The 23698-nt window shown below is 63.6% G+C and carries 24 protein-coding genes; 17 read left to right on the plus strand and 7 right to left on the minus strand.

The features are described from left to right. Nucleotides 1–12 precede the first annotated feature (12 nt). Genes AC1DUB_RS07025 through AC1DUB_RS07070 form a run of 10 tightly spaced genes read left to right on the plus strand, consistent with a single transcriptional unit; the run spans nt 13 to nt 7174 of the window. A complete protein-coding gene (locus tag AC1DUB_RS07025) occupies nt 13–813 on the plus strand; it encodes a cytochrome b/b6 domain-containing protein (RefSeq protein WP_477728919.1) in 801 nt (266 codons plus the stop codon). After that, on the plus strand, nt 807–1451 hold the full coding sequence (gene ccmA, locus AC1DUB_RS07030) for a cytochrome c biogenesis heme-transporting ATPase CcmA (protein WP_477728920.1): 645 nt from the start codon (nt 807–809) through the stop codon (nt 1449–1451). The genes AC1DUB_RS07025 and ccmA overlap by 7 nt, the downstream gene beginning before the upstream one ends. Next, nucleotides 1445–2113 (plus strand): heme exporter protein CcmB, encoded by a 669-nt coding sequence (ccmB, locus tag AC1DUB_RS07035; RefSeq protein ID WP_477728921.1) that lies wholly within the window; start codon nt 1445–1447, stop codon nt 2111–2113. The genes ccmA and ccmB overlap by 7 nt, the downstream gene beginning before the upstream one ends. 22 nt (nt 2114–2135) lie before the next feature. After that, complete coding sequence (gene ccmC / locus AC1DUB_RS07040) at nt 2136–2933, plus strand: heme ABC transporter permease CcmC (protein ID WP_477728922.1); 798 nt, start codon at nt 2136–2138, stop codon at nt 2931–2933. Beyond that, nucleotides 2930–3112 (plus strand): heme exporter protein CcmD, encoded by a 183-nt coding sequence (gene ccmD, locus AC1DUB_RS07045; RefSeq protein WP_477728923.1) that lies wholly within the window; start codon nt 2930–2932, stop codon nt 3110–3112. Before ccmC ends, ccmD begins: the two co-directional genes overlap by 4 nt. Beyond that, a complete protein-coding gene (gene ccmE, locus AC1DUB_RS07050; protein ID WP_477728924.1) occupies nt 3109–3558 on the plus strand; it encodes a cytochrome c maturation protein CcmE in 450 nt (149 codons plus the stop codon). Before ccmD ends, ccmE begins: the two co-directional genes overlap by 4 nt. Beyond that, nucleotides 3555–5558, plus strand: a complete 2004-nt coding sequence (locus AC1DUB_RS07055) for a heme lyase CcmF/NrfE family subunit (protein WP_477728925.1) — start codon at nt 3555–3557, stop codon at nt 5556–5558. Before ccmE ends, AC1DUB_RS07055 begins: the two co-directional genes overlap by 4 nt. An 8-nt stretch (nt 5559–5566) precedes the next feature. After that, a complete protein-coding gene (locus AC1DUB_RS07060; RefSeq protein WP_477728926.1) occupies nt 5567–6091 on the plus strand; it encodes a DsbE family thiol:disulfide interchange protein in 525 nt (174 codons plus the stop codon). Next, nucleotides 6084–6485 (plus strand): cytochrome c-type biogenesis protein, encoded by a 402-nt coding sequence (locus tag AC1DUB_RS07065; RefSeq protein WP_477728927.1) that lies wholly within the window; start codon nt 6084–6086, stop codon nt 6483–6485. The genes AC1DUB_RS07060 and AC1DUB_RS07065 overlap by 8 nt, the downstream gene beginning before the upstream one ends. After that, nucleotides 6482–7174, plus strand: coding sequence for a tetratricopeptide repeat protein (locus tag AC1DUB_RS07070; RefSeq protein ID WP_477728928.1), 693 nt, complete (start codon nt 6482–6484; stop codon nt 7172–7174). The genes AC1DUB_RS07065 and AC1DUB_RS07070 overlap by 4 nt, the downstream gene beginning before the upstream one ends. A gap of 216 nt (nt 7175–7390) precedes the next feature. Here AC1DUB_RS07070 and AC1DUB_RS07075 read toward each other — a convergent pair whose 3' ends face one another. The 6 genes from AC1DUB_RS07075 to AC1DUB_RS07100 form a co-directional block, all read right to left on the minus strand. Then, nucleotides 7391–8140, minus strand: a complete 750-nt coding sequence (locus AC1DUB_RS07075; RefSeq protein WP_477728929.1) for a lectin — start codon at nt 8138–8140, stop codon at nt 7391–7393. 66 nt (nt 8141–8206) lie between these two features. Then, entirely contained in the window at nt 8207–9004 is a 798-nt protein-coding gene (locus AC1DUB_RS07080) for an ABC transporter ATP-binding protein (RefSeq protein ID WP_477728930.1), read from the minus strand. A 62-nt stretch (nt 9005–9066) separates the two neighbouring features. Then, entirely contained in the window at nt 9067–9801 is a 735-nt protein-coding gene (locus tag AC1DUB_RS07085; protein WP_477728931.1) for an ABC transporter permease, read from the minus strand. Between the two features lie 64 nt (nt 9802–9865). After that, nucleotides 9866–10729, minus strand: a complete 864-nt coding sequence (locus AC1DUB_RS07090; protein ID WP_477728932.1) for an ABC transporter permease — start codon at nt 10727–10729, stop codon at nt 9866–9868. A gap of 70 nt (nt 10730–10799) precedes the next feature. Continuing rightward, nucleotides 10800–11888: an ABC transporter substrate-binding protein gene (locus tag AC1DUB_RS07095; RefSeq protein WP_477728933.1), complete on the minus strand. Its 1089-nt coding sequence runs from the start codon at nt 11886–11888 to the stop codon at nt 10800–10802. A 27-nt stretch (nt 11889–11915) separates the two neighbouring features. Further along, nucleotides 11916–13424, minus strand: a complete 1509-nt coding sequence (locus AC1DUB_RS07100) for a hypothetical protein (RefSeq protein ID WP_477728934.1) — start codon at nt 13422–13424, stop codon at nt 11916–11918. A gap of 447 nt (nt 13425–13871) precedes the next feature. Here AC1DUB_RS07100 and AC1DUB_RS07105 point away from each other — a divergent pair, with 447 nt between their 5' ends. The 7 genes from AC1DUB_RS07105 (at nt 13872) to AC1DUB_RS07135 (ending at nt 21139) form a co-directional block, all read left to right on the plus strand. After that, nucleotides 13872–16217, plus strand: coding sequence for a DUF1549 and DUF1553 domain-containing protein (locus AC1DUB_RS07105; protein WP_477728935.1), 2346 nt, complete (start codon nt 13872–13874; stop codon nt 16215–16217). A 45-nt stretch (nt 16218–16262) separates the two neighbouring features. Then, the gene (locus tag AC1DUB_RS07110; protein ID WP_477728936.1) at nt 16263–17714 is read left to right on the plus strand and encodes a DUF1501 domain-containing protein; all 1452 of its coding nucleotides are present in this window, start codon (nt 16263–16265) and stop codon (nt 17712–17714) included. A gap of 56 nt (nt 17715–17770) precedes the next feature. Further along, complete coding sequence (locus AC1DUB_RS07115; RefSeq protein ID WP_477728937.1) at nt 17771–18160, plus strand: hypothetical protein; 390 nt, start codon at nt 17771–17773, stop codon at nt 18158–18160. A gap of 15 nt (nt 18161–18175) precedes the next feature. After that, the gene (locus AC1DUB_RS07120) at nt 18176–18859 is read left to right on the plus strand and encodes a c-type cytochrome (RefSeq protein ID WP_477728938.1); all 684 of its coding nucleotides are present in this window, start codon (nt 18176–18178) and stop codon (nt 18857–18859) included. Nucleotides 18860–18892: 33 nt separating this feature from the next. After that, on the plus strand, nt 18893–19501 hold the full coding sequence (locus tag AC1DUB_RS07125) for a peroxiredoxin (protein ID WP_477728939.1): 609 nt from the start codon (nt 18893–18895) through the stop codon (nt 19499–19501). 28 nt (nt 19502–19529) lie between these two features. Then, nucleotides 19530–20534, plus strand: coding sequence for an SMP-30/gluconolactonase/LRE family protein (locus AC1DUB_RS07130; protein WP_477728940.1), 1005 nt, complete (start codon nt 19530–19532; stop codon nt 20532–20534). A gap of 128 nt (nt 20535–20662) precedes the next feature. Next, a complete protein-coding gene (locus AC1DUB_RS07135) occupies nt 20663–21139 on the plus strand; it encodes a c-type cytochrome (protein WP_477728941.1) in 477 nt (158 codons plus the stop codon). 360 nt (nt 21140–21499) lie between these two features. On the opposite strand, the gene AC1DUB_RS07140 is transcribed toward AC1DUB_RS07135, so the two are convergent. Continuing rightward, the gene (locus AC1DUB_RS07140; RefSeq protein WP_477728942.1) at nt 21500–23617 is read right to left on the minus strand and encodes a protein-disulfide reductase DsbD family protein; all 2118 of its coding nucleotides are present in this window, start codon (nt 23615–23617) and stop codon (nt 21500–21502) included. Nucleotides 23618–23698: the final 81 nt, after the last annotated feature.

Here is a 23698-nt window from a genome sequence, read left to right on the forward strand (position 1 = left end):
GCGAGAACAGCCATGAAAGCCCAAGCTCTTATTGACAACGCACCTCGTCACGCCACGCCTGCGCCATCGGTCCGCATGCCGACGCGCATTCGCCTGTGGGATTTGCCGCTGCGGCTGTTTCACTGGCTGCTGGTGCTGGCGGTGGCGGTGGCGCTCATCACGGGTCAACTGGGCGGTGCGTGGATGGCGCTGCATGGCAAGGCGGGTTTGAGCATCGTCGGGCTGCTGGTGTTTCGGCTGGTGTGGGGCCTCATCGGTTCTGCCCATGCCAGATTCCTGAGTTTTCTGCCCACGCCGTCCCGGCTCAAGGCTTACCTGAGCGGGCGCTGGCGCGGCGTGGGGCACAACCCGCTGGGCGCGCTGTCCGTCATCGCGCTGCTGGGCCTGCTGGCCGCGCAGGCTGGCACCGGACTGTTCAGCAATGACGATATTTCCTTCAGCGGCCCGCTGTTCGCGCTGGTGGACGAGGCCCTGGCTGGCCGACTGACAAGTTTGCACAAGCAGTTTTCCAATGTCCTGTGGGGTCTGCTGGCCTTGCATGTGGCGGCCATTGCGTTTTATGCCGTGTTCAAACGCGACAACCTGGTCAAGCCCATGGTGACGGGCTGGAAGGACGTTGAGCGGCATGACGCGCCGCCAGCGGATCATCAAAAATCGTCCGGTCGCAGAGGCGAAGGGATCGCCTTTGGGGTAGCGCTGGCCGTGGCCGTGGCTGTGGCTGTGGTGTATGGCGTCAGTGGCGCGGCTTTGCCGGATTCGCCAGCGGCGGCTGCAAAACCGGCCACGGCCACACAAGGCACGCCGGCATGGTAGAGACCGGCTTGCGCGCCCAGGCCCTGGCCTGTGAGCGTGGTGGGCGCGAGCTGTTTCGCGCCGTGGACATTGACGTTTCGGCCGGGCAAGCCCTGTGGGTTCAGGGCAGCAACGGCAGCGGCAAAACCAGCCTGCTGCGGCTGCTGTGCGGCCTGGCGCTGCCGAGTGCGGGCAGGGTGGATTGGCTGGGCCGCGATGTGCGCAGCCTGCGCGAGGATTTTTACCGCGACCTGCTCTACATCGGCCACGCTGGCGGCATCAAGGATGATTTGACGGCGGCAGAAAACGTGTTGCTAGGCGCACGCATCGCCGGGCAGCCGGTGACGCTGCAGCAGGCCGGACAGGCACTGACGCAGGTGGGCCTGGCGGCGCAGTCGCACCTGCCGGCGGCGCGCCTGTCGCAAGGCCAGCGCAAGCGGGTGGCCCTGGCCCGGCTGCACCTGGCGCCGATACCGCGCCTGCTGGTGCTGGACGAGCCCTTCAATGCGCTGGACCAGGCGGCATCCGACGGTCTGCAGGCGGCGTTGAACCAGCACCTCGCGCAAGGCGGCGTGGTGGTGTACTCGACCCACCAGCCCCTGGCCTTGCAGGCGGCGCGGCTGCATCTGCTTGAACTGGGTCATGCGCAACCATGCTGAAGGTGTTGTTATGGGTGATTCAGCGCGATTTGCTGCTGGCCTTCAGGCGCCGGTCCGACCTGCTTGCCACGGTGTTTTTCTTTGCCATCGTGGTCATGCTGTTTCCGCTCGGCGTCGGCCCGGAGGCTGGCCTGCTGCGCAGCATGGCGCCCGGCATTGTGTGGGTGGCGGCCTTGCTGGCTTCGCTGCTGTCGCTGGGGCGGCTGTTTGCGCTCGACTTTGCCGATGGAACGCTGGAGCAGATGGCCTTGTCGGCCGAGCCGCTCGTCGTCATCGTGCTGGGCAAGGTGCTGGCGCACTGGCTGGTGGCCGGTGTGCCGCTGGTGCTGTTGTCCCCGCTGCTGGCGCTGCAGTTTGGCTTGCCGGGCGCAGCCACCCGGGTGCTGTGCATCGGCTTGCTGCTGGGCACGCCGATCCTGAGCCTGCTGGGGGCTATTGGCAGCGCATTGACCCTGGGCGTGCGGGGCGGCGGGGTGCTGCTGGCATTGCTGGTGCTGCCTTTGTATGTGCCGGTGCTGATTTTTGGCGCGGGCGCCGTGCAGGCCCAGGCCGGCGGCCTGGACGCCGCCACCCATTTGCTGCTGCTGGGCGGCGCGCTGGCGGGCGCCCTGGCGCTGGCGCCCTGGGCTGCCTCGGCAGCCCTGCGCATCGCCCTGGAATGACGATCTGAATCAAGGACATCCTGTGTTACCCACCCCACCCACTTCTCCCTCTCCCTTCGCGGTGCGCTTTTTCGCCGGTGCCCGTCCCGGCTGGTGGCGCTACGCTTCCCCCTCTGCTTTTTACCCGCTGGCAGGCCGGCTGATTCCCGGTCTGCAGGCCGTGGCCGTGGCCTTGCTGGCGCTGAGCCTGGTGGTTGGCTTGCTGCTGGCCCCCACGGATCACCAGCAGGGCGATGCCTACCGCATCATTTTTGTCCATGTGCCGGCCGCCTGGCTGTCGATGGTGCTGTATCTGGCCATGGCCTTCTGGGCCGCGATGGGCCTGACGCTGAACAGCCGCCTGTCGTTCATGATGGCGCGGGCGATTGCCCCCACGGGTGCCATGTTCACCTTCCTTGCGCTGTGGACCGGCGCCCTGTGGGGCCGCCCGACCTGGGGCGCCTGGTGGGTCTGGGATGCGCGGCTGACGTCCGAGCTGCTTTTGCTGTTCCTCTACGCGGGCTTCATGGCGCTGCAGTCGGCCATCGACGCCCCCCGGCGCGGCGACCGGGCGGGCGCCTTGCTGGCGCTGGTCGGCGTCGTCAACGTGCCGGTGATCTATTTCTCAGTGAAATGGTGGAACACCCTGCACCAGGGCGCCTCCATCAGCCTGAGCAGTGCGCCCCTGATGGCGCCCGGCATGCTGGCGGGCCTGCTGCTGGCCGCGCTAGGCGCATGGGTGTATGCCATCGCGGCTTGTCTCAAGCGCCTGCGCTGCATTGTGCTGGAGCGCGAGCGCCATGCCAAATGGGTGGCGCAACTGCCGGAGGTGTCGGCATGATCTGGCGCAATCTGGGCGACTTTTTGGCCATGGGCGGCTATGCGCTGTATGTGTGGGGTTCGGTGGGGGTGTTCCTTGGCGGCCTGGCTTGGGAAGGGCTGGCGCTGGGATGGCGCCGCAAGGAACTCCTGCGCCAGCTCCGCCATGACCAGCAGCATCCGGGCGGAGGCGAGGCATGAAGGCCCGGCACAAGCGCCTGGGCCTGGTGGCCGGCGGGCTGGCGGCGCTGGGCCTGTGCGTGGCCCTGGTGCTGTCGGCATTTCAAAAAAACCTGGTGTTCTTCTTCACCCCGAGCCAGGTGGCGGCGGGCGAGGCGCCCCAGAACCGCAGCTTTCGCATCGGCGGCCTGGTGGAGCTGGGCAGCATACAGCGCCAGGCCGACGGCATCACGGTCAGCTTCCTGGTGACGGACAACGCGCAGCGCCTGCGGGTCAACTACCGCGGTTCCCTGCCGGACCTGTTCAAGGAAGGCAAGGGCGTGGTGGTCCAGGGCCGGCTGAATGCGGACCAGCTGTTCGTGGCCGATGAAGTGCTGGCCAAGCATGACGAGAACTACATGCCGCCCGAGGCCGCCTATGCGCTCAAGCAGGCCGCTGCGCCGGGCCTGACAGGAGCCGTGAAATGATCGCCGAGCTGGGTAACTTCTCGCTGGTGCTGGCGCTGTGCCTGGCCTGCGTGCAGGGCAGCCTGCCCTTGCTGGGCGCGCACCGGGGCAAACCGCGCTGGATGGCGCTGGCGCGCAGCGCGGCTTTTGGCCAGTGCCTGTTCGTCACGCTGGGCTTTGCTGCGCTGGTTTATGCCTTCGTCGTCAACGACTTTTCCGTGAGCTACGTGGCCGCGAACTCGAACTCGCGGCTGCCGCTGCATTTTCGGGTGGCCGCCGTCTGGGGCGGGCATGAAGGCTCGGTGCTGCTGTGGATTCAGATGCTGGCCCTGTGGAGCATCGCCGTAGCCCTCTTCAGCCGCTCCCTGCCGGCCGGCACGGTGGCGCGCGTGCTGGGGGTGATGGGACTGATCAGCGTCGGTTTCCTGTGTTTTCTGCTGTTCACCTCCAACCCCTTTGGCCGCACCCTGCCAGCCCCAGCGGACGGGCGCGACCTGAATCCGATGCTGCAGGACCTGGGCATGATTGCGCACCCGCCCATCCTCTACATGGGCTATGTGGGGTTTTCGGTGGCTTTTGCCTTTGCGATTGCGGCCTTGCTGGAGGGGCGGCTGGACGCGGCCTGGTCGCGCTGGTCACGCCCGTGGACGCTGCTGGCCTGGGCCTTCCTCACCCTGGGCATCGCGCTGGGCAGCGCCTGGGCCTACTATGTGCTGGGCTGGGGCGGCTGGTGGTTCTGGGACGCGGTGGAGAACGCCTCCTTCATGCCCTGGCTGGTGGGCACGGCGCTGATCCATTCCCTGGCGGTGACCGAAAAACGCGACACCTTCAAGAGCTGGACCGTGCTGCTGGCGATTCTGGCGTTCTCGCTGTCGCTGCTCGGCACCTTCCTGGTCCGCTCGGGGGTGCTCAGTTCTGTGCATGCGTTTGCCAGCGATCCGAGCCGGGGTATTTATATCCTGATCTTCCTGGCCATCGTGGTGGGCGGTGCGCTGACGCTCTATGCCTGGCGCGCGCCCGGCGTGGGCCTGGGGGGGCGCTTTGCTTTGTTCTCGCGCGAGTCGCTGCTGCTGGTCAACAACGTGCTGCTGGTGGTGGCCGCTGGCACGGTGCTGCTCGGCACCCTGTACCCGCTGCTGCTCGATGCCCTGGACCTGGGCAAGATTTCAGTCGGCGCGCCGTATTTCGAGGCCGTTTTCGTGCCCTTGATGCTGCCCTTCCTGCTGCTGATCGCGGTGGGTCCGCTGGCCTCGTGGAAGCAGGCTTCCCTCAAGGGCGTGCTGCGCCGGCTGCGCTGGATCGCCGTGGGAGCAGTGCTGTTTGCCCTGGTGGTGGCGCTGTTGCTCAACACCTCGGTGATGGTGACGGTGGGATTGGCCGTGGCAGCCTGGGTTCTGCTCGGCACCGCCGCGGAGCTTGCCGGGCGCCTGCGCCATGCGTCGGCCGGCATGCCGCTGCGCCGCCGCCTGGCTGGCTTGCCGCGCAGCTACTGGGGCATGGTGCTGGCCCATGCGGGCATCGGCGTGTTCGTGATCGGCGTCACCCTGGTCAAGGGGCTGGATGCATCGAGCGACCACAGCATACGCGTGGGCGACAGCGCCACGTTGGGCGACTACCGCTTCACCTTTGCCCAGCTTGAGCGCGTGAACGGGAAAAACTACATCGCGGCGCGGGCGCGTTTCGAGGTCTCGCGGGGGGGCGATCCGGTGGCGATCCTGTACCCCGAAAAACGCTTTTACGTCGTCCAGCAGATGCCGCTGACCGACGCGGCCATTGACCGGGGGTGGCTGCGCGACCTCTACGTGTCACTGGGCGAGGCCACCAAGGACGGCGCCTGGGTGGTTCGCCTGCAGCACAAGCCCTTCATGAACTGGGTCTGGGGCGGGACGCTGTTCATGGCGCTGGGCGGGGCTCTGGCCGCCTCGGACCGGCGCTACCGCCAGGCCCGCCAGCGCAGCGCCAAACGCCCGCTGACCGATGCCGATGCCGCCGCCACCCCTTCCGTTCAACTTGCCACCTAGAGATTGCCATGCGACGTTTTCTGTTTCCCCTGGGTCTGTTTTTTTCCCTGGTCTGCCTTCTCGGGGCCGGGCTGCGCCTGAACCCGCAAGAAGTTCCCTCGCCCCTGATCGGCAAGCCAGCCCCGGCTTTCGCGCTGGCGCAACTGGCGCTGCCCGACAAGACGTTTGGCCCGCAGGACATGAAGGGCCAGGTCTGGCTGCTCAACGTCTGGGCCTCCTGGTGTACCGGCTGCCGGCAGGAGCATCCCTTGCTGCTGGAACTGGCCGAACGCAAGGTGAGCATCATCGGGATGGACTACATGGATGCGCGCGCTGACGGGTCAAAATGGCTGGAAAAGCATGGCAACCCGTACCGGCTCTCCATTCTTGACACCGATGGCAAGGTCGGCATTGACTACGGGGTTTACGGCGTGCCGGAAACCTTTGTCATCGACAAGCAGGGCGTGATTCGCCTCAAGCTCGCCGGGCCGCTCACCACCGAGATCATCGAAAAAAAACTGCTGCCGCTGATCAAGGCGCTGAACCGTGCGTAGCCTCTTCCTTTGTTTGATGCTGGCCGCCGCGCCGGCCCTGGCCGAGACCACGCTTGAACAGCATGTGGCGCAGCTGACCGGACAGTTGCGTTGCCTGGTGTGCCAGAACCAGACGATCGAGGACTCCCATGCCCAGCTCGCCGTCGATCTGAAAAACCAGGTGCGCGACCAGTTGGTCCGGGGCGCCTCGGACCAGGAAGTGCTGGACTACATGGTGCAGCGTTATGGCGACTTCGTGCTCTACCGCCCGCCCGTCAAGCCCAGCACCTGGCTGCTGTGGTTTGGCCCGCTGGCGATGCTGCTGGCCGGCCTGGGCCTGCTTTTCGTCAATGTGCGCCAGCGCCAGCCGCAGGGCGATGCCGGCGATTCCGCCGGGGAGACGTACACCGCATGACCACCTTTGTTGTTCTGGCGGCCTTGTTGCTTTTGCTGGCCTTGTGCGTTGTGCTGCCCGCGTTGCTGCGGCTGCAACTTGTGCCGCCCGGTGCCGATCCTGTGCGCTCAACGCCCCCCGGTCGCCCGCAACCCAGGCTGGCTGTGGGTCTGTCCGTAGCGCTGGTGCTTGCCGCCGTTCTTGTTTACGCCAGCGTTGGAACGCCGGCATCGCTCCAGGCTACGCAGGCAGCCGAGACCGTATCCGAGCTGGTCGAACACCTGACAACCCGGCCCGGCGATGCCGCTGCCTGGCGTCGGCTGGTGCGAGCCTACGAGTCGGCACAGCGCTTCAAGGAAGCGGTGGAGGCCTACCGGCAACTGGTGAAACTGTCGCCGGGCGATGCCGACATCTTGCTGGACTATGCGGTGACCCTGGCCATGAGCGGCAACCAGCAGCTAGTCGGTGAGCCGGAACAGCTGATCCAGCAGGCCCTGACTTTGGCACCGCAGAACGTGCAGGCCCTGGCCCTGGCAGGCAGCGTGCGTTTTGAGCGCCAGGATTATGCCGGTGCGGTGGCCCTGTGGCGCCAGGTGCTGCTGCATGCACCCGCCGATTCCCCCGTGGCGCAGGGCATTACCGACAACATTGCAAAAGCCGAGTCGTTGGCGGGGCGTGCCAAAGCGGGGGCAAGGCCAGACGCAAAGTGATGTACAGAAGATTCCAGCGTTCCCGCTCGTTTCTGGAAAACCTGAAGGCGGCCTGTCCCGAGCCGCTTGAGCCACTCCTTTATTGATAGCTGCTCACGCCCGTCCATAGTGCGCTAGAGGCCAAAAGCACTTAAAAATTTGCGCCGCAACACTAAAAAAGGCCCGGCGCCTTGCGGTCGCCGGGCCTGAGCCTGCCGGGTTGCCCTTTTCTCCTCCTCAGTTCACGGCAAAGCAGTAAAGCAGGCCCGCGCCGCCGGTGCTGACCAGATTTTCCTGGCCGCAACCGCGGCTGCGGTGCGTCGAATTCCATGAGGTGTTGCCGCCCCCGGTGCGGTCGAAATGGCCCACCTGCGCCGAGCCATCGGGCGCGCTGCTGGTGTAGTTTTTGCAGGTGTGGTCGGCGTCGTCGGTGTAGGCGCGTCCGTCGGGCTGCGAGCCGGTGAGGATGTCGTGCTCGTTGGGCTTGTCGCCTGCGCGTTTCACCGGCTCATTCTTCTCGGAAAAAGCCGTGGCCCAGGTCAGGTTGTTGCCCAGGCGCGCCAGCTCAAGAGTGTCACCATGAAGATGGGCCAGGTCTTTGCCCACGACCGCGCCACGGGTGTTGTACCAGGGGCCCTGGCCGATCCGGTCGCGTGCATTGACGGCCGCCTGGCCGCCGCTGGCCTGGGTGCTCAGGTAGGCGTGCCAGGTCTTGTTGCCAGCGCCGACGGCGCTGGCCAGCTTCTGGCAATGGGCATCGGCTCCGGCCAGGCCGCCCAGGTCGGCGCCCTTGCCCGGGCCTTGGCTGGTGACAAAGAAGCTGAAGAGCTTGGCCGCTTCAGCGGCCGACACCGCAGCGGGCGGGGGAGGCGGACTGGCCGACTGGGCCAGCGCCAACAGCGGGACGGCCGCCACGGCGGCGAACATCCAGGCGGTAGTGCGTACTTTGGACGCCTTGAAGGGGGGAGTCTTGAGAGAAGGAGTCATGGGAGCTTGTTTTCAGAGAGAGAGGATGGTTGAGGTTGAGTTGGGGAGAAACAACGGGTGGCTGAATCAGGCTGCAAGCGCCTCGGCGGGGACCGGGTCTTGCGCGCGCGGCTCGTGGCTGAATTCGCCCAGAACGTCGTCCTTGATGGCGGCAAAGTCGTGGCTGCCGCGCTCACGCGTGCGGGTCAGCGGCACGTCCACGATGCGCTTGATACGGCCCGGGCGGGGCTGCATGACCACGATACGGTCGCCCAGGAAAACGGCCTCCTCGACATCGTGCGTCACCAGGATGGCGGTGATGCCTTCGGCCTGCCAGATGCGCTGCAGTTCCTGCTGCAGGTGCGAACGGGTCAGGGCATCAAGGGCACCGAAAGGTTCATCAAGCAGCAGCACCTCCGGGCGATTGACCAGCGCACGGGCAATGGCCACGCGCTGCGACATGCCGCCGGACAACTGGTAGGGGTAGGCCTTCTCGAAGCCCCTGAGGCCCACCAGCGCGATGTGTTCCTGCACGTTCTTGTCCTTGGCCGCCTGCGTGCCAGGCGCGTTGAGCAGGCCCAGGCTGATGTTCTGTTCGACCGTGAGCCAGGGAAAGAGCCGGTGCTCCTGGAACACAATGCCGCGGTCCAGACTGGTGCCTTTGATGGGTTTTCCGTCCAGCAGTATCTGGCCTTCGTAGCCGCTTTCCAGCCCGATCAGCAAGCGCAGCAGCGTGGACTTGCCGCAGCCGCTGGAGCCCACGATGCTGATGAATTCGCCCGGACGGATGGACAGGGAAATATTGTCGAGGACCTTGAGCGGCTGGCCCTTGACCTCGTACTGCTTGTGGAGGTTCTTGATTTCGATGGTGCCTGCATGGGCCATGACGGGGCTCCTTTCAGATAGGTGAATGTGATGACAGCGTGGTGTTTGGAAGGATGGTGTGCTCAGAGCGCCGGGGCGCGCCAGCGCAGCAGGCGGCGTTCGGCCAGCCCGGTGCTGCGGCCAAAGCCGTAGCCGATCAGGCCGATGGCCAGCAGGCCGAACAGGATCACGTCCACACTGAAGGTGGCCCGGCCCCTGAAAACGATGCGTCCCAGACCATTGGAATGATCGACCAGCAGAAACTCGGCACCGATGGTGGCGAGCCACGCATACATCAGGCCGAGCTTGATGCCCGACAGGATCTGCGGCAAGGCGGCAGGCAGGATCAAGCGGAAAAACAGCTGACGGCGCGAAAAACCATAGACGCGTGCCACCTCGGCATGCGACTGGCTGACGCCCTGCACCCCTTCCAGCGTCGCCAGCACGACGGGGTAGAAGGTCGAAAAAGCGATGAAGACGATCTTGGAGGTGTCGCCTGTTCCGGCAAACGCCGACAGCAGCGGCAGCCAGGCGAACAGGGAAATCTGGCGGGCGGTGTGAAAGGTCGGGCCAATCAGATGGCTGGCCGACCGCGAAACCGCCAGCAGCACGCCCAGCGCAATGCCCGACACGGCACCCAGCGAGAAACCGGCGATATCGCGCCACAGGCTCAGACCCACGCCCTGGTAAAAACCGGGCTTGGCCAGTTCGGCCAAGGCCGTGGTCAGCACGAGCAACGGCGGCACGATGACCTTGGTGTCCACCAGCTTCTGGCTGGTGAAAAAGGCCCACACGATCAGGATTAGTGCAGGCAGCACAAAGGGGCGGAAATTCCGTTTGGTTGGAGAAGAAGAGCGCATGGTCATGGAGGTCCCGGAAAAATCAGAAAGCGGCGCGACGCCAGGTTTGCAGACGGCTCTCGATCAGGCGCAAGGCCCACTCGATCAGGATGCCCACGGCGCCAATGGCAAACATCGAGACGATTACCAGATCGATCTGACCCAGCGAGCGGCTGTAGGCCATGAAAAAGCCCAGACCCTCGCTGGAAGACAACAGCTCGACGAAAATCACCGTCAGCCAGGCCTGCATGACGCCTTGACGCAAGCCGGTGAACAGGCTGGGCACGGTGGCCGGCAGCACGATGCGCCGCAGGATTTGCAGGGGTGAGAAGCAGTAAACGCGCCCCACTTCCAGCAACGAATTCTGGATGTTGGCGATGCCATCGAGCGTGGTGAACGTCACCGGCACCACGACCGCCAGCGAAACTGCCCAGACCTTGAGCGGCTCCTCGATGCCCACGAAAATGATGAGCAGCGGAATCCAGCCCAGTACCGGAACCTGGGCCAGGGCGCGGAAAGTCGGCAGCAAATAAGCCCGCAGCGTGCTCGACAAACCCATGCCGAAGCCCAGCACAAGGCCTGCGCCGCCGCCCAGCAGCAGGCTCCAGCCAACGCGGGCCGCGCTGAAGCCGACATGCTCAAGCAGTTCACCCGATTGGGCCACCGACCGGAAAGACTCCCAGACAAAGGCCGGTGGCGGCAGGATCTGCTCGGCAATCCAGCCGCGCTCGGCGGTCAGCCACCACAGCCCGAACAGCAGGGCAGGAAGGATCAGTCCCAGCAGGACCGTGCGCGCTGCAGCCAGACTGATCCGCGCAGCATCCACCCCATGGCGCAGCCAGCCAGCTACCTGCGGTTGGGCCATCGAAACAGGAAATACATTGATATCGGCGGTAGAGGCGCTCATGGCACGGACTCCAATGGTTTAAACAAAGGCCGACGGCGGGGGCCGGCGGCCGGATCACCCGGACTGGCGATCAGGTACGGATGAACTTGCCCGTAGCGTCCTGCAATGGCCAGTAGTTTTCGAGCTTGAGTTCAGCCAGCGCGTTGTTCAGGTACTTGCGCTCGATCCAGCCGTCCACCTTCACGTCCCGACGCAGCAAGCGGTACTTCTTGGCCTCGCCGATAGCCTTCTCCAGGCTGCCCACGTGGTAGTCGTCCAGCATCGGATTGATGCGGTTGCGCAAGTCCTTGACCCGGCCCCAGCTCTGCTTGTTGTCGATATAGGCATTGCTGCCCGAACGGGTCCACCACTGGTACATCGTCTCCCGGTTGGCTTCCAGAGTGCTCCAGTGCGCGGCCTTGACCAGGCGATTGACGACGCGCTGCACGATGTCACCGTACTGCGCCTCGAAGGCCTCGCCCACCCAGATGCTGCCGGGTGAATTGATCTGCGGGTCGTCGAACACCTCGACGATCCGTTTGGCCACGCCTCGCGCTTCCAGGCCGAAGGGCGTATCGATGCAGCCGGCAATCGCGCCGGTAGCCAGAGAGGCCCGCCGGTCATCCGAGATCTGGCTGATGATGCGAAATTCCTTTTCCGGCTCGGTGATGCCATATTTTTCCAGCAGACGGTAAAGCGTCAGCTGTCCCGCAGTGCCCTTCTGGACCGACAGGGTCTTGCCCTTGAGGTCGAGCGGGCTCTTGGCGCTTGTGTTGGCCGGGCCGATGAAGTAAACATCGCCGCCCCGGCTTGCCGAGAGGATGAGCTTGTGTTTCAGGCCGGTCGAGCGCCCGACCAGCAGCGGCAGGTCGCCGTGGCTGAAGGCGAAATCCACCAGTCCGTTGGCAAACGACTCGTTCAGGGCCGGGCCGGCGCCGACAAAGTATTTCCATTCGATCTTGATGCCATCGGCGGCAAACTCCTGTTCGATATCGCCACGAAAAACGGCGTTGGCAGAGTAACCGCTCGAAGGCAAGGGGCGGCCGCCGCTGCCGGCGTTGGAAAAACCAATGCGGATGGTGGCTGGTTTGCCAGCCGCGCGGGCCTGGCTGCTCAGGCCGGTCAAGGCGGATGCGCCAAGCCCTGCAATGAGGGCTGAATTGAATGAACGACGTTTCATGTGGGTGTGCTCCAGAATCGATTGGGGTTAGAAAGTAGCGTTGAGCAGCGCCTGGATGGCATTGACCGAAGCCGGCCGAGCCGCCGTCGGCGCGGCGCCGCCGAGCTGGTTGCGGATGTGCAGGTAGTTGATCTGGAACTTGGTGGTTTCAGCAAAAAACACATTCAGACCCAGCGTGGTGATGAACTGCTTGTCATTGACAACGGAGCCGCTGCGGTTGGGATCCCAGTCGTCAAAGCGGATAAAGGTCTGGAAGGACTTCGGCCAGTAGTCGTCAAACTTGCCCTGCTGCCTGGAACTGGCGAGGAACTGCTCGCCCCAGGTGTAGCCGAAGTTGATGTACTGACCCATGCCGCGCTGGTAGCTGTCGGGATTGGCAGCAGTGGCCGCCAGCAGTTCCTGTTTGCCATAAGCACGCTCGTAGGCCACCGAGTAGGGCAGATGGGTCCAGTTGATGTCCATGCCGTAACGGTCGTTATGACCTTTTTTGCTGGCTACCGTGGTGGCCGTTGTGCTGGCCGCGCCGAGCGAGTTGTAGCCGCGGTAATAGGAGCCGCCAATTTGCAGTTGGCGCAGCCAGCTGCTGTAGTCAACCGGCAAGGTGTAAACCAGGCGGCCGACGGTGTCGATGTAGTTGTTGTTGTCGGCCTTGTTGGCACCGTTGCCATTGAACAGGCCCAGCGAGTAGGCCAGCAAAGGCGCACGGTAGTTGTTGGTGAAGTCGACATAGGGCTTGTAGTCACCAGAAATGACCAGACCTGTCTGGCGCGAGTTCAAACCCAGGCCGGACACAAAGCCCGCGTTGCCAATGACGGACTTGACTTCAGGGTCCAGCGCCTGCGCATCCTGTCCGAAGGGCACGGTTTGCTGGCCCAGGGTGATCGTGCCGAGCGGATCTTCCGCGTTGCCCGAGGCCGGCTGGAAGCTATAGCGCAGGTAGGCATCGGTCAAATTGACGCTGGTCGTTGAACTGCTGGCCGTGTTCTGGCTGCTCAGGGCCAGGCGGTAGGTGAGATTACGGCCTTCGTCATAGTCGCGGTAGAGGTTGCCGGCAAAGTTCAGGCTGAACGCCGAAGCGTTGAAACCCCTGTTGCGCGGGTCAGTCGGACCAAAGCCGCTGGAGGTGCTCGACGGCGGCGCCTCTGGATTCTGGATGTCGTAGCGTACGGTGACGGAGCCACCTATCTTGGTGTTGCGCACCACACTCGGAATGTTGCGCTCCTGCAGGCGAGACTGGTCGTACTTGTAGTTTTCCAGATCCGTGCGCAGGCCCTGGATATCGGCCTTGCTGGCCAGGGTTCTGGCCTCAATGGCCTCCTGGCTTTCCTCTGCGGTGGCAACACTGGCGGCGCCCGGCGCAGGCGCGGCAAAGCCGCGTTGCTGGATCAGCCCGCGCAGCTCATCGAGTTGCTTGCGAAGATCCTCAACAGTGCCTTTCAAGGACTGGATTTCGTTGGCTGGCTGCGCTTGCACCGCACCACTCGACACAGCGAGCAGCACGGCAGTGGCCAGTGCTGTTGTTTTAAAAGATGGCACCTGAATAACCCTTGTTTACTGGTTTGAAAAATGATTTACCGGCAAGGTTCAGCATTATCTGTGCCATGTTTTTTATGTATTTTTTAGTTATTTATGTTGATTTCTTAACTGAACTGTTGAAGTTTGAACAGATGACCTGTTGATATCTGCGCAGGCCACACTCAAGGTTCTTTACATTGTTTTGGCTGAATATATTACTTAGTAAGAATATAAAAAAATATCCAATAAAAACAATATGTTGTGTTCCAAAATTGTTTTTCATATGAGGCTTTATATGGCTGGCACGATGGTTGCGTCTTGGTGATCTGGTTTTACTATTTTTCATCTGCTTGTGTGTTTGTCGGAGCTGTGGATGGGCAGTGGTAATTAAAAAAAATGCATGGCCTTATATTAAAAATGGAGTAAGTAAATGCCTAACTCGATTCATGTTTTGGGGGGTAAACGGTAATGAAGAACAAGGCGGTATATCTATCAGTCATGCTCGGCGTTCTGGCCGGGTCTGCAGTGTTGGCGCAGACCCCGGCGGTCGTGGATGCGGCCACTGCGCCAAAAGCGGCGCCCAAGGGCTGGTCGGCCTATGAGCCGGTGCAGGCGCCGCAGGCGCCCGAGGTCAGGCAAAAGGCCTGGGTGCGTACACCCATCGACGCTTTTGTGCTGTCCCAGCTCGAAGCCAAGGGCCTCAAGCCCTCAAAGGAGTCTGACCGTGCCACTTTCATCCGGCGCGCCACGCTGGACGCCTGGGGATTGCTGCCCACGCCTGATGAGGTCAAGGCCTTCGTGGCCGACAAGTCGCCCACTGCCTACGAAAAGCTCGCTGATCGCCTGCTGGCCTCGCCGCACTACGGTGAGCGGCAGGCGCGGCGCTGGCTCGATCTGGCGCGCTACGCTGACAGCACCGGTTTTCAGAACGACAACACCCGCCCGAACAACTGGCGCTATCGCGACTATGTGATTGGCGCCTTCAACCAGGACAAGCCATTCAGCCGCTTCGTTCAGGAGCAGATCGCCGGCGATGAGCTGTGGCCCGAAAGCCAGGATGCCAAGATCGCCACTGGTTTTCTGGCGAACTACCCCGACAACTACAACTCGCGCGACCTGGTGCAGCGCAAGTACCAGATCGAGACCGACATGACCGATCTGGTGGGCGAAGCCTTCCTGGCCAGCACCATCGGTTGCGCCCGCTGCCACAACCACAAGGCTGACAAGGTCAGCCAGAAGGAATACTTCCAGCTGCAGGCCTTCCTGGCCAACACCGCCTTCAACGAGAAGGCACCGCTGGCCAAGGGCAGCGAGACGGTGTTCGATCAGGAATATGACAAGCTCCAGGCGGCTTACCAGGATGCCACCAAGGACATCCGTGCCAAACAGAAAGCACTTCTCGACACGGTGCGCGAGGCAGCCCGCAAGTACTACAACGAGCGTTACCTGACCGACAGCCGCGAGGCGATTTTCAAACCCGAGGGCGAGTGGACGCCGCTGGATCGCTGGGTCAACTGGCGCAAGCAGGCCGTGTCTTCCGACAACGAAATCAAGTCCTATCTGGAAGACAGCGCCACCAGGCCAGCCGTGGCGTATTACAACGCCGACAACCTGCCAAACTGGAAGGAATACCAGAAGCTGGAGGCCGAACTCAAGAAGTTTGACAAGCTCAAGCCCGCCAAGGGCTCGCGCAACTTCACGACCGCGTTCGAGTTGACCAGCAAGGATGTGCCGCCTACCCATGTGCGCTTCGGCGGCATCCACGAGCGCCCGCTCGAAGCCGTTCAGCCGGCCATTCCCGCGCTGTGGGGCGGCAAGGGCGAAGTGGCGGTCACGCCGACCGCGACTTCATCGGGCCGTCGCACCGCACTGGCCAACTGGCTGAGCAGCGACAGCAACCCGCTGACGGCGCGTGTCTATGCGAATCGCGTCTGGGCCCAGTATTTCGACAAGGGCATCATCTCCACGGTGCAGGATTTCGGCCGTGCCGGCACCAAGCCGACCAACCCCGTGCTGCTCGACTACCTGGCCAGCAACTTCGTCAAGAACGGCTGGAGCGTCAAGAAGCTGCACCGCGAAATTCTGCTGTCCAGCGTTTACCGCCAGTCGTCCGACGAGCGTCCTGACGCGGTCAAGGCCGATCCGGAAAACAAGCTGCTGGCCTTCTACCCGCGCAAACGCCTGGAGGCTGAGGTGATCCGTGACTCGCTGCTGTATGCCTCGGGCCTGCTGGTGGACAAGGTGGGTGGCCCGTCGGTGTTCCCGCCGGTGCTCAAGGTCGGCACGGTAGGCAACCGCGAAGACAACCAGGGTAACCGCGCCTGGGCCGTCTCCGATAACAAGGAAGACTGGTTCCGCCGCAGCCTCTACAACTTCACGCGCCGCAGCTTCAGCTACCCGATCACGCAGAACTTCGACCCGGCCAACCCGAATTCGCCGCACCACAAGCGCGATGTGACGACCACGCCGCTGCAGGCGCTGACGCTGTTCAACAGCGAGGTGGTGTTCGACTGGTCCCAGGCCCTGGCGGGCCGCGTGATCAACGAAGCAGGCGCCGACGAGACCGCGCAGCTCAACCGGCTCTACCAGATCCTGTATTCACGCGAGCCCAACCAGACGGAGCGCATCGCGCTCAAGTCTTTCCTGACCGAGCAGAAGATCGTGGTCCAGCAAAAGGCGGTCAACGGCAAGTTCGAGGTGGCCGTGCCCTCGGGCCTGAAGGACACAACGAAATTCGACCCGGTGAAGTCCGCAGCGTTTGTCGACCTGGTTCATACCGTCGCAAATTCCAACGAATTCGCCTACCGCTTCTGACCATTTCCCATTACTGCATTACTGACACAAGACAAGGAGATTCCCATGAGCCATGATTCCCGCCGCGACTTTCTTCGCAAATCCGGGGTGTACCTCGGTGGTGCCGCCGCCATGAGCGGTGTGATACCGGGTTTGGGCAGCTTTTCTGCCGCCCATGCCGCCGACCTGATCGATCCGCTGGCGCCCAAGGGGCCACATTTCCCGGCCAAGATCAAATCCGTGATCTGGCTGCACCAGGCCGGCGCGCCCAGCACGCTGGACCTGTATGACTACAAGCCCGACCTGATCAAGCTGGCTGGCCAGGAACCCCCGGCCTCCTTCCTCAAGGGCATCAAGACCAGCACCCAGGGTGGGGTTGGCAAGCTGTATGCGTCCAAACGCAGCTGGAAGCAGCATGGCGAGAGCGGCGCCTGGTTCTCCGACCTGCTGCCCAACCTGGCCGGACAAGCCGACAAGATGACCTTCATCAAGTCAAGCGTGACGGTGGGTGCCACGCACGACATTTCGGTTCTCAAGCTCTACACCGGCGACCTCAACCCAGGGCGCCCGTCCCTCGGTGCCTGGATCACTTATGCGCTGGGTTCGGCCAATCCGGAACTGCCGCCCTATGTGGTGCTGTACAACGATGACCGCGAGCCGCGCGCCGGCTCGGTCAACTGGAGTTCGGGCTTTTTGCCGGCGGTGTACCAAGGCACGGCCTTCCGTCCAGGCGACTCTCCGATCCTGTACCTGGACCGCCCCGAGTTGCGCACGGCCCAGCAGCAGCGCAAGTCGCTGGACTTGCTCAAGAAACTGAACCTTGTGGGCGCCGAGCGTTATCCGTCCGACAGCGAACTGCACGCCCGCATCCAGTCTTACGAGCTGGCGGACCGCATGCAGGCTGCCGCGCCCGTAGCAGTGGACATCAGCAAGGAAAGCGCCGCCACCAAGGCGCTGTACGGCATCAACGACAAAACCAGCCAAAGCTACGGTGAGGTGCTGTTGCGCGCGCGCCGCCTGATTGAAAACGGTGTGCGTTTTGTCCAGGTGATGTCAGGCTTGCCGGAAGGCACCGCCCTTGACCGCCGGGACTGGGATGCCCACGATGACCTGGAGGAGAACCACGGCCTGATGGCCAAGATGGTGGACAAGCCGATCGCCGGTCTGCTGGCCGACCTGAAATCACGCGGCCTGCTCGACACCACGCTGGTGGTCTGGACCTCGGAATTCGGCCGCACCTCCTGGGGCGAGAGCGGCAGCGGCCGCGACCACAACCCCTGGGGCTACACCCAGTGGATGGCCGGCGGTGGCCTGAAAGCCGGCTTCACCTACGGCGAGACCGACGAAATCGGCCTGCAAACGGCCGACAAGGACAAGGCGGTGGACACCTACGACCTGCATGCCACCGTGCTGCACCTGATGGGTCTGGATCACATGAAAACCACCTTCCTGCACAACGGCCGGTCCGAACGACCGACCGTGGTCTACGGCAAGGTAGTCAAGGACATCCTGGCCTGATCACGGCGTCACAACGAAGCGGGGCCTCGGCCCCGCGCTGGAAGGGATTTTTGTTTATGCCATTTATGCATAGGGCGCTGATTGTGATGGGCTTGGTGTCGCTTCTGATAGGCGGCGTGTGCGCCGCCGACATCAAGCTGGACATGGACCTGATGCAGACCATCGAAGACACCAACTTGAGTATGGCCTCGAATATCGCCCTGAAGGATGCCGAAAAAAGCAAGGCTGACGCGGCCGAGCTGCACCGCATGTTTACACAGGTGGAGTCGCATTTCGTGGCCAAGGGCGATGCCGCCGACGCAGTTGCACTGTCCAGAAAGAGCAAGGACCTGGCCAGCGAGATTGTCAAATCGGTGGATTCCCGGCAGTTCGACCAGGCAGCCGAAATGGCCGGAAGCATTTCCAGGACATGCAAGGCCTGCCACAACTTCTACAAGCATTCCTGACGTGAAGGTTAGCTTGTGAAAGCCCTGTTTTATACCGTGCTGGCATCGGCCTGCCTGCTGCCCTCTGTGATGGCGGTAACGCCTGCCGGCAAGGCCCGGGCGGCCGCTACCGGACAGATCAAGGCGGCGGCTGTGAAAGGCGACCCGGTGCTGGGCCGCGAAAAGGCCGAATCGGAGCGCTGCATCGAGTGTCATGGCGTGGACGGCCATGGCGTCGGCGGCGCCAATGGGCCGGAGGGCAAGTTTGCCAAGCTCGCGGGGCAGCAGGCCGACTACATCCTCAAGCAGATGCGGGACTTTCGCTCCGGCGCGCGCAGGCACGACCAGATGCAGATCATGGCGCGCAGCGTGTCCGATGAGGATGTGCGCGACATCGCCGCCTATTTCGCCAGCCAGCCGGTCATGAATGCGCAGGACGGTGAGCGACATGCGCTGGGGAAATCGCTGTACGAGAACGGCGATCCGGCGCGTGGTGTTGTGGCCTGCATCAGCTGCCATGGGGTCAAAGGCAAGGGCCTGGCAGCCAGCCCGCTGGCACCGGTGATAGGCGGACAGGAATGGCGTTACCTCGACAAACAACTGCGCGACTGGCGCTCGGGCGAGCGACGCAACAGCGATGGCGGCGTCATGACCCAGGCCGCCAGGGCGCTGACCGAGGCTGAAATCGAAGCCCTGGCGAATTACCTCTCGGGTATCTGAATCACTTTTTTTGTAAGAACTGGAAAGACCAACATGAAACACTGGATTTTCAAGGCGGCCCTGCCCGCGCTAATGTCCGCACTGCTGGCCCTGCCAGTGGCTGCCGCACTGAAAGAAGGCGATGCGGCGCCTGACTTCAGGCTGAAGGCATCCCTGGACGGCAAGGATTTCAATTATTCGCTGAAGGAGTCCCTCAGGAAAGGCCCGGTCGTGGTCTATTTCTACCCTTCGGCCTACACCGGCGGCTGCAATATCCAGGCCCGCAGTTTTGCCGTCAACGCGGAAAAATTCGCTGCGGTCGGCGCTTCCATCATCGGAGTGTCGCTTGACAACATAGCGCGCCTCAATACCTTCTCGGCGGACCCCGAGTACTGCGCCGGCAAGGTCGCCGTGGCCTCGGACGCAGACGGCAAGGTCTCGAAGGCCTTTGACCTGAGCGTGAGCGACACACCGGCTGGCCGCAAGGACACGCGCGGCGCCGATATCGACCATGCCCGCGTGGAGCGCACCACCTTCATCGTGACGCCGGACGGCAAGATTGCCGCGACCGTGGGCGGCCTGACACCGGTGGCCAATGTCGAGAAGGCGCTGGAAGTGGTCCAGAGCCTGGCGACCAAGGCGGCGGCTGCGACCAAGTCCTGAACCCGTTGACATAAAGACAGGAGAAAGCATGAAAACAACACACATCCTTGGGCGCGCCCTGCTGGCCGCCAGTGCGGCCGGGGCTTTCGCCTCGGCAGCGGTGCAGGCGCAGAAGCCGGCCCCTTCCGGGGCGGTGACGGTGGCCATTGCCGGTGTGGTGGCGGCGGGAACCCCGATTGAGCTGATCAAGGAAGGGTTCAATGGCACCGAGGGGCCGGTGGCCTTGCCCGACGGCAGCCTGATCTTCACCGAGACTGCGGCCAACCGCGTGACCCGCATCGCGCCCGATGGCTCCACCTCAGCCTTCGTCGAAGGCAGCAATGGCGCCAACGGGCTGGGTTTCACCGCCAATGGCGACCTGTACGCGGTGCAGGTGCTGAAAGCCCGCGTGGGCATCATCTTTCCGCAGCCCAGGGCCAGGGTCCTGGCCGACAACTTTGAAGGCGCGCCCTTTGGCCGTCCGAATGATCTGGTGGTGGACAGACAGGGCAATGTCTATTTCACCGATTCGGGCGTGAACCCACCGGCGGCCGGCCAGCCAGCGCCGCCGGTGCCTTCCATCGCGCCAGCCAAGCCTGCGGTTTACCGCATCTCGGCCAAGGGTGAGCTCAAGCGCCTGGCGGCTGATATCGAGCGTCCCAACGGCATCCAGCTGAGCCCGGACGAGAAAGTGCTGTATGTGGCCAACACCCTGGGCGAGCACCTGCTGGCCTATGACCTCGCGCCCGATGGCACGCTGGGGCCACGGCGCAACTTTGCCCGGCTTGACGGCTGGCAAAAGACCGAAACCGGCAGCTCCAGCGGCGCCGATGGCCTGGCCGTGGACGAAGCAGGCCGCGTGTACGTGGTCACGAACAAGGGGATCGAGGTGTTCAGCAGCCAGGGCGAGGCACTGGGCATCATCGCCCTGCCGAAAAAAGCGCAGAACCTGGCCTTTGCCGGTGCGGACAAAAAGACCCTGTATGTCGTCGGTCGCGGCGCCGCCTACCGCCTGCCGGTACTGACGGCCGGTTATGCCGGGCGCGCCAAGTAAAGCCACCCAGGAGTTGACAGGCCCACAGCGCCCGCGCACCTGAGCGCAGGGCGATTCAACCGCATCCCCTCTTGCCTGGTGTAAACGCCAGGCCTTTCCAACCCCCAAGAAAAATTGAAGGAAAACAGATGAACAAACCCTTGAAACTCATCGCCGCATCGGTGCTGGCGATAGGCGCCCTGGCTGCTACAGCCACGGCCATCGCCCAGCAGGCGCCCAAGCCCGAGCAGTTGATCAAGTGGCGCCAGTCGGCCTACCAGCTCATCGCCTGGAACACGGGCCGGGTCAAGGCCAATGTCGATGGCCAGTACAACAAGGAGGACGTGATCAAGGCTGCCAACACGATTGCAGCGATTGCCAATTCCGGCCTGGGCGCGCTCTACGCGCCCGGCACGGAAACCGGCAAGGGCTGGAGGGAAACCAACGTCAAACCCGAGCTGTTCACCGACCCGAAGGCGCGCGAGATTGCCGGCCACTTCAGCAAGGAAGCCAGCGAACTGGCCCGCGTCGCCGCGCTGGGTGACGTGGCGGTGGTGAAGGCCCAGCTGGGCAAGCTGCAAGCCACCTGCAAGGCCTGCCACGACGACTACCGCAAGAAGGATTGATGCGATGAGCCAACCCCATCACTTGGCTGCCTCTTCCTTGCTGGCCGGCCTGCTCTATTGCTTCGCTGCCAGGTAATCGGCGAGCTGGATCAGGCCTTGCCCGGCCCAGCGCTGAGCCAGCATTTTCAACTAGAGCAAAATCATCCTGGCTTGCGATAGCAGCGTTCCAGGCGGCGACCTGATTGCTACCAAATTCATAACTGCTTGCGCACTATTTGCCTGCACCCCATCCTGGGGATCTGTGCCTGTCCATAAATGCGGCTTATAACCAAAAGCCCCCACCCCAATCCCAACCTTCCCCCAAAGGCGGGAAGGAGCAAGACACCCAAGCTGCAGTGGCTGGCCGCTGACCCTGCGTGATCAGCTCAGGGGCGCACGGGCCACTGACATCTCTGCAGGTGATTGCAAGACATCCAGCACCATTTTCGGCGTCAGGATTTGCGGCAGCACCACCGGGTCGGCGCCAGCATGTGCGGGGTAGTACACATACAGAGGCACGCCACTGCGCCCGAACTCCCCGAGCTTGCGCGTGATCTGCTCATCCTGATTGGTCCAGTCGCCTTTGAGGTAGTGGATGCCAGCGCGCTCGAACGCCTGCTGCACATTGGAGTCAATGAGCGCGACCCGCTCGTTGACCAGACAGGTGATGCACCAGGCCGCCGTCAGGTTCAAAAAGACCGGCTGGCCCTGGCTGCGCAGGCTTTGCAGCCGCTCCGCGCTGTAGGGTTCTGCGCCGTGCACCGGTTCGGCCAGCGTCAACCGCTGGACTGGCAGCGCCTGCAAGCTGGCTTGGCCGCCCAGCAAGGCCGCCGTCACGGCAAGCAGGGCCAGGCCAATCCCGCTGCGCTGGATGCTCGTGCGGATGTGACCCCGCGTGGCTTCAAAAATCCAGGCTGCAAACGCAATGGCGACCATGCCGCCCAGCGCAGCGCCCACCGCATGAGGGCCGGCCTGCTGGGCCAGCACCCAGGCCAGCCAGACGGCGGCGGCATACATCAGGAACGCCAGGCCTTGCTTGACGCGCTCCATCCAGCGTCCGGGCCGTGGCAGGCGGTGTTGCAGCGCGGGCCAGTGGCTCAGCAGCAGGTAGGGCAGTGCCAGACCGAGTCCCAGGGTGAGGAAAACGGCCAGCAACATGACCGCCGACTGCGTCAGCGCATAGCCTATCGCGGCGCCCATGAAGGGGGCGGTGCAGGGGCTGGCGACCACGGCGGCCAGCACGCCGGTAAAGAAACTGCCGCTGTAGCCCACCCGCGAGGCCAGCGAGGAGCCCCATCCCGCCACCGAGCTACCCACCGAAAACACGCCGGACAGGCTCAGGCCCACCGCAAACATCAGGTAGGCGGTCACCAGCACAAAGCCCGGCGACTGGTACTGAAAGCCCCAACCGATCTGCGCTCCGCCCTGCTTGAGCACGATTAGCAGCCCGCCCAGCAGCGCAAAGCTGGCCAGCACGCCCAGGGTATAGGCCAGTCCATGCCGACGGGTTTCACGCGCCGGTCGCCCGGCATGCTGGAGCAGCGACAGGGCTTTGATCGACAACACCGGAAACACGCAAGGCATGAGGTTCAGCACGATGCCACCCAGAAGCGCAAGCAGCAGCACCGAGGCCAGTGTGGTGGGCGATGACGTCGATGCGGCGGCTTCAACCACGCTGGCGGGCTTGCTGGCAAGGGGCGATGGCGCACTGTTGACCACATAACCACGGGCCGGACTGGCGGGCTGGGCGGGGTCAATGACCACCAGCACGCCGCTCAAGGCCGCCTGTGCCGAGGGTGGCTCGTCGCCATAGGGCAGTTGCAGTAAAACGTCGTTGCCGACCTGCTCCACCGTTGGCGCCACCTCATTCGACAGTTGATGGCGCTGGGTCGGGAAGAAGGCGAGCGCATTGAGCGCACTTTGGGACAAGCCAGGGTTCACCAGGCGCAGGGTCACATGGTCGGTGGCGTACTGCAGCGTGACGGGCCAGGGGCTGGCCATAGGCAGACGCGTGCGGGCCGCGTCGATCAGCGGGCTGCCCGCGCCGCTGGGCTGGCCGGGCTCAAGCACCGGCAGGCTCAGGCGCAACTCGACTTTCTGCGGAATGCAGCTTTCACGGCACACCAGCCAGTTGACTTGGGCCTGAACCTGGAACTGCTGGCCCGCTTGCAAGCCTTTGGGCACGTCGATCCCGGTCAGCAGGGTCACCTCCCCGGCATAGCCAAAGTTGGTGATGGGCCCGAGCTGAAAGCGTTGCGGGGTGGGCCATTGAATCTCACCGGCTGTGGCCCCTGGAGGCAGGCTCCAGTCGATGCGGGTGGCCAGACCGGTATCGCCCGGGTTGCTCCAGTAGGTGTGCCAGTCGGGCGCGATCTGCTGGTGAAGCCCCAGCAGCAGACGGTCTCCGGCATGCACAGCGCTCGCAGAAGCGACAAGCTGGGCCCGCACCTGCTGCGTGGCGGCTGCATCGGGCCCGGCCTGTGCGCAGGCTGCAGCCAAGCCCAAGCAAATCCCCAGCAATGCCCTGCGTGCTTGAGTGTTCCTGTTCACAATGCTCCTTGTCGTTTGACCCGATCAGCA

This window comes from Polaromonas sp. P4_F9 (genome assembly GCF_056401235.1).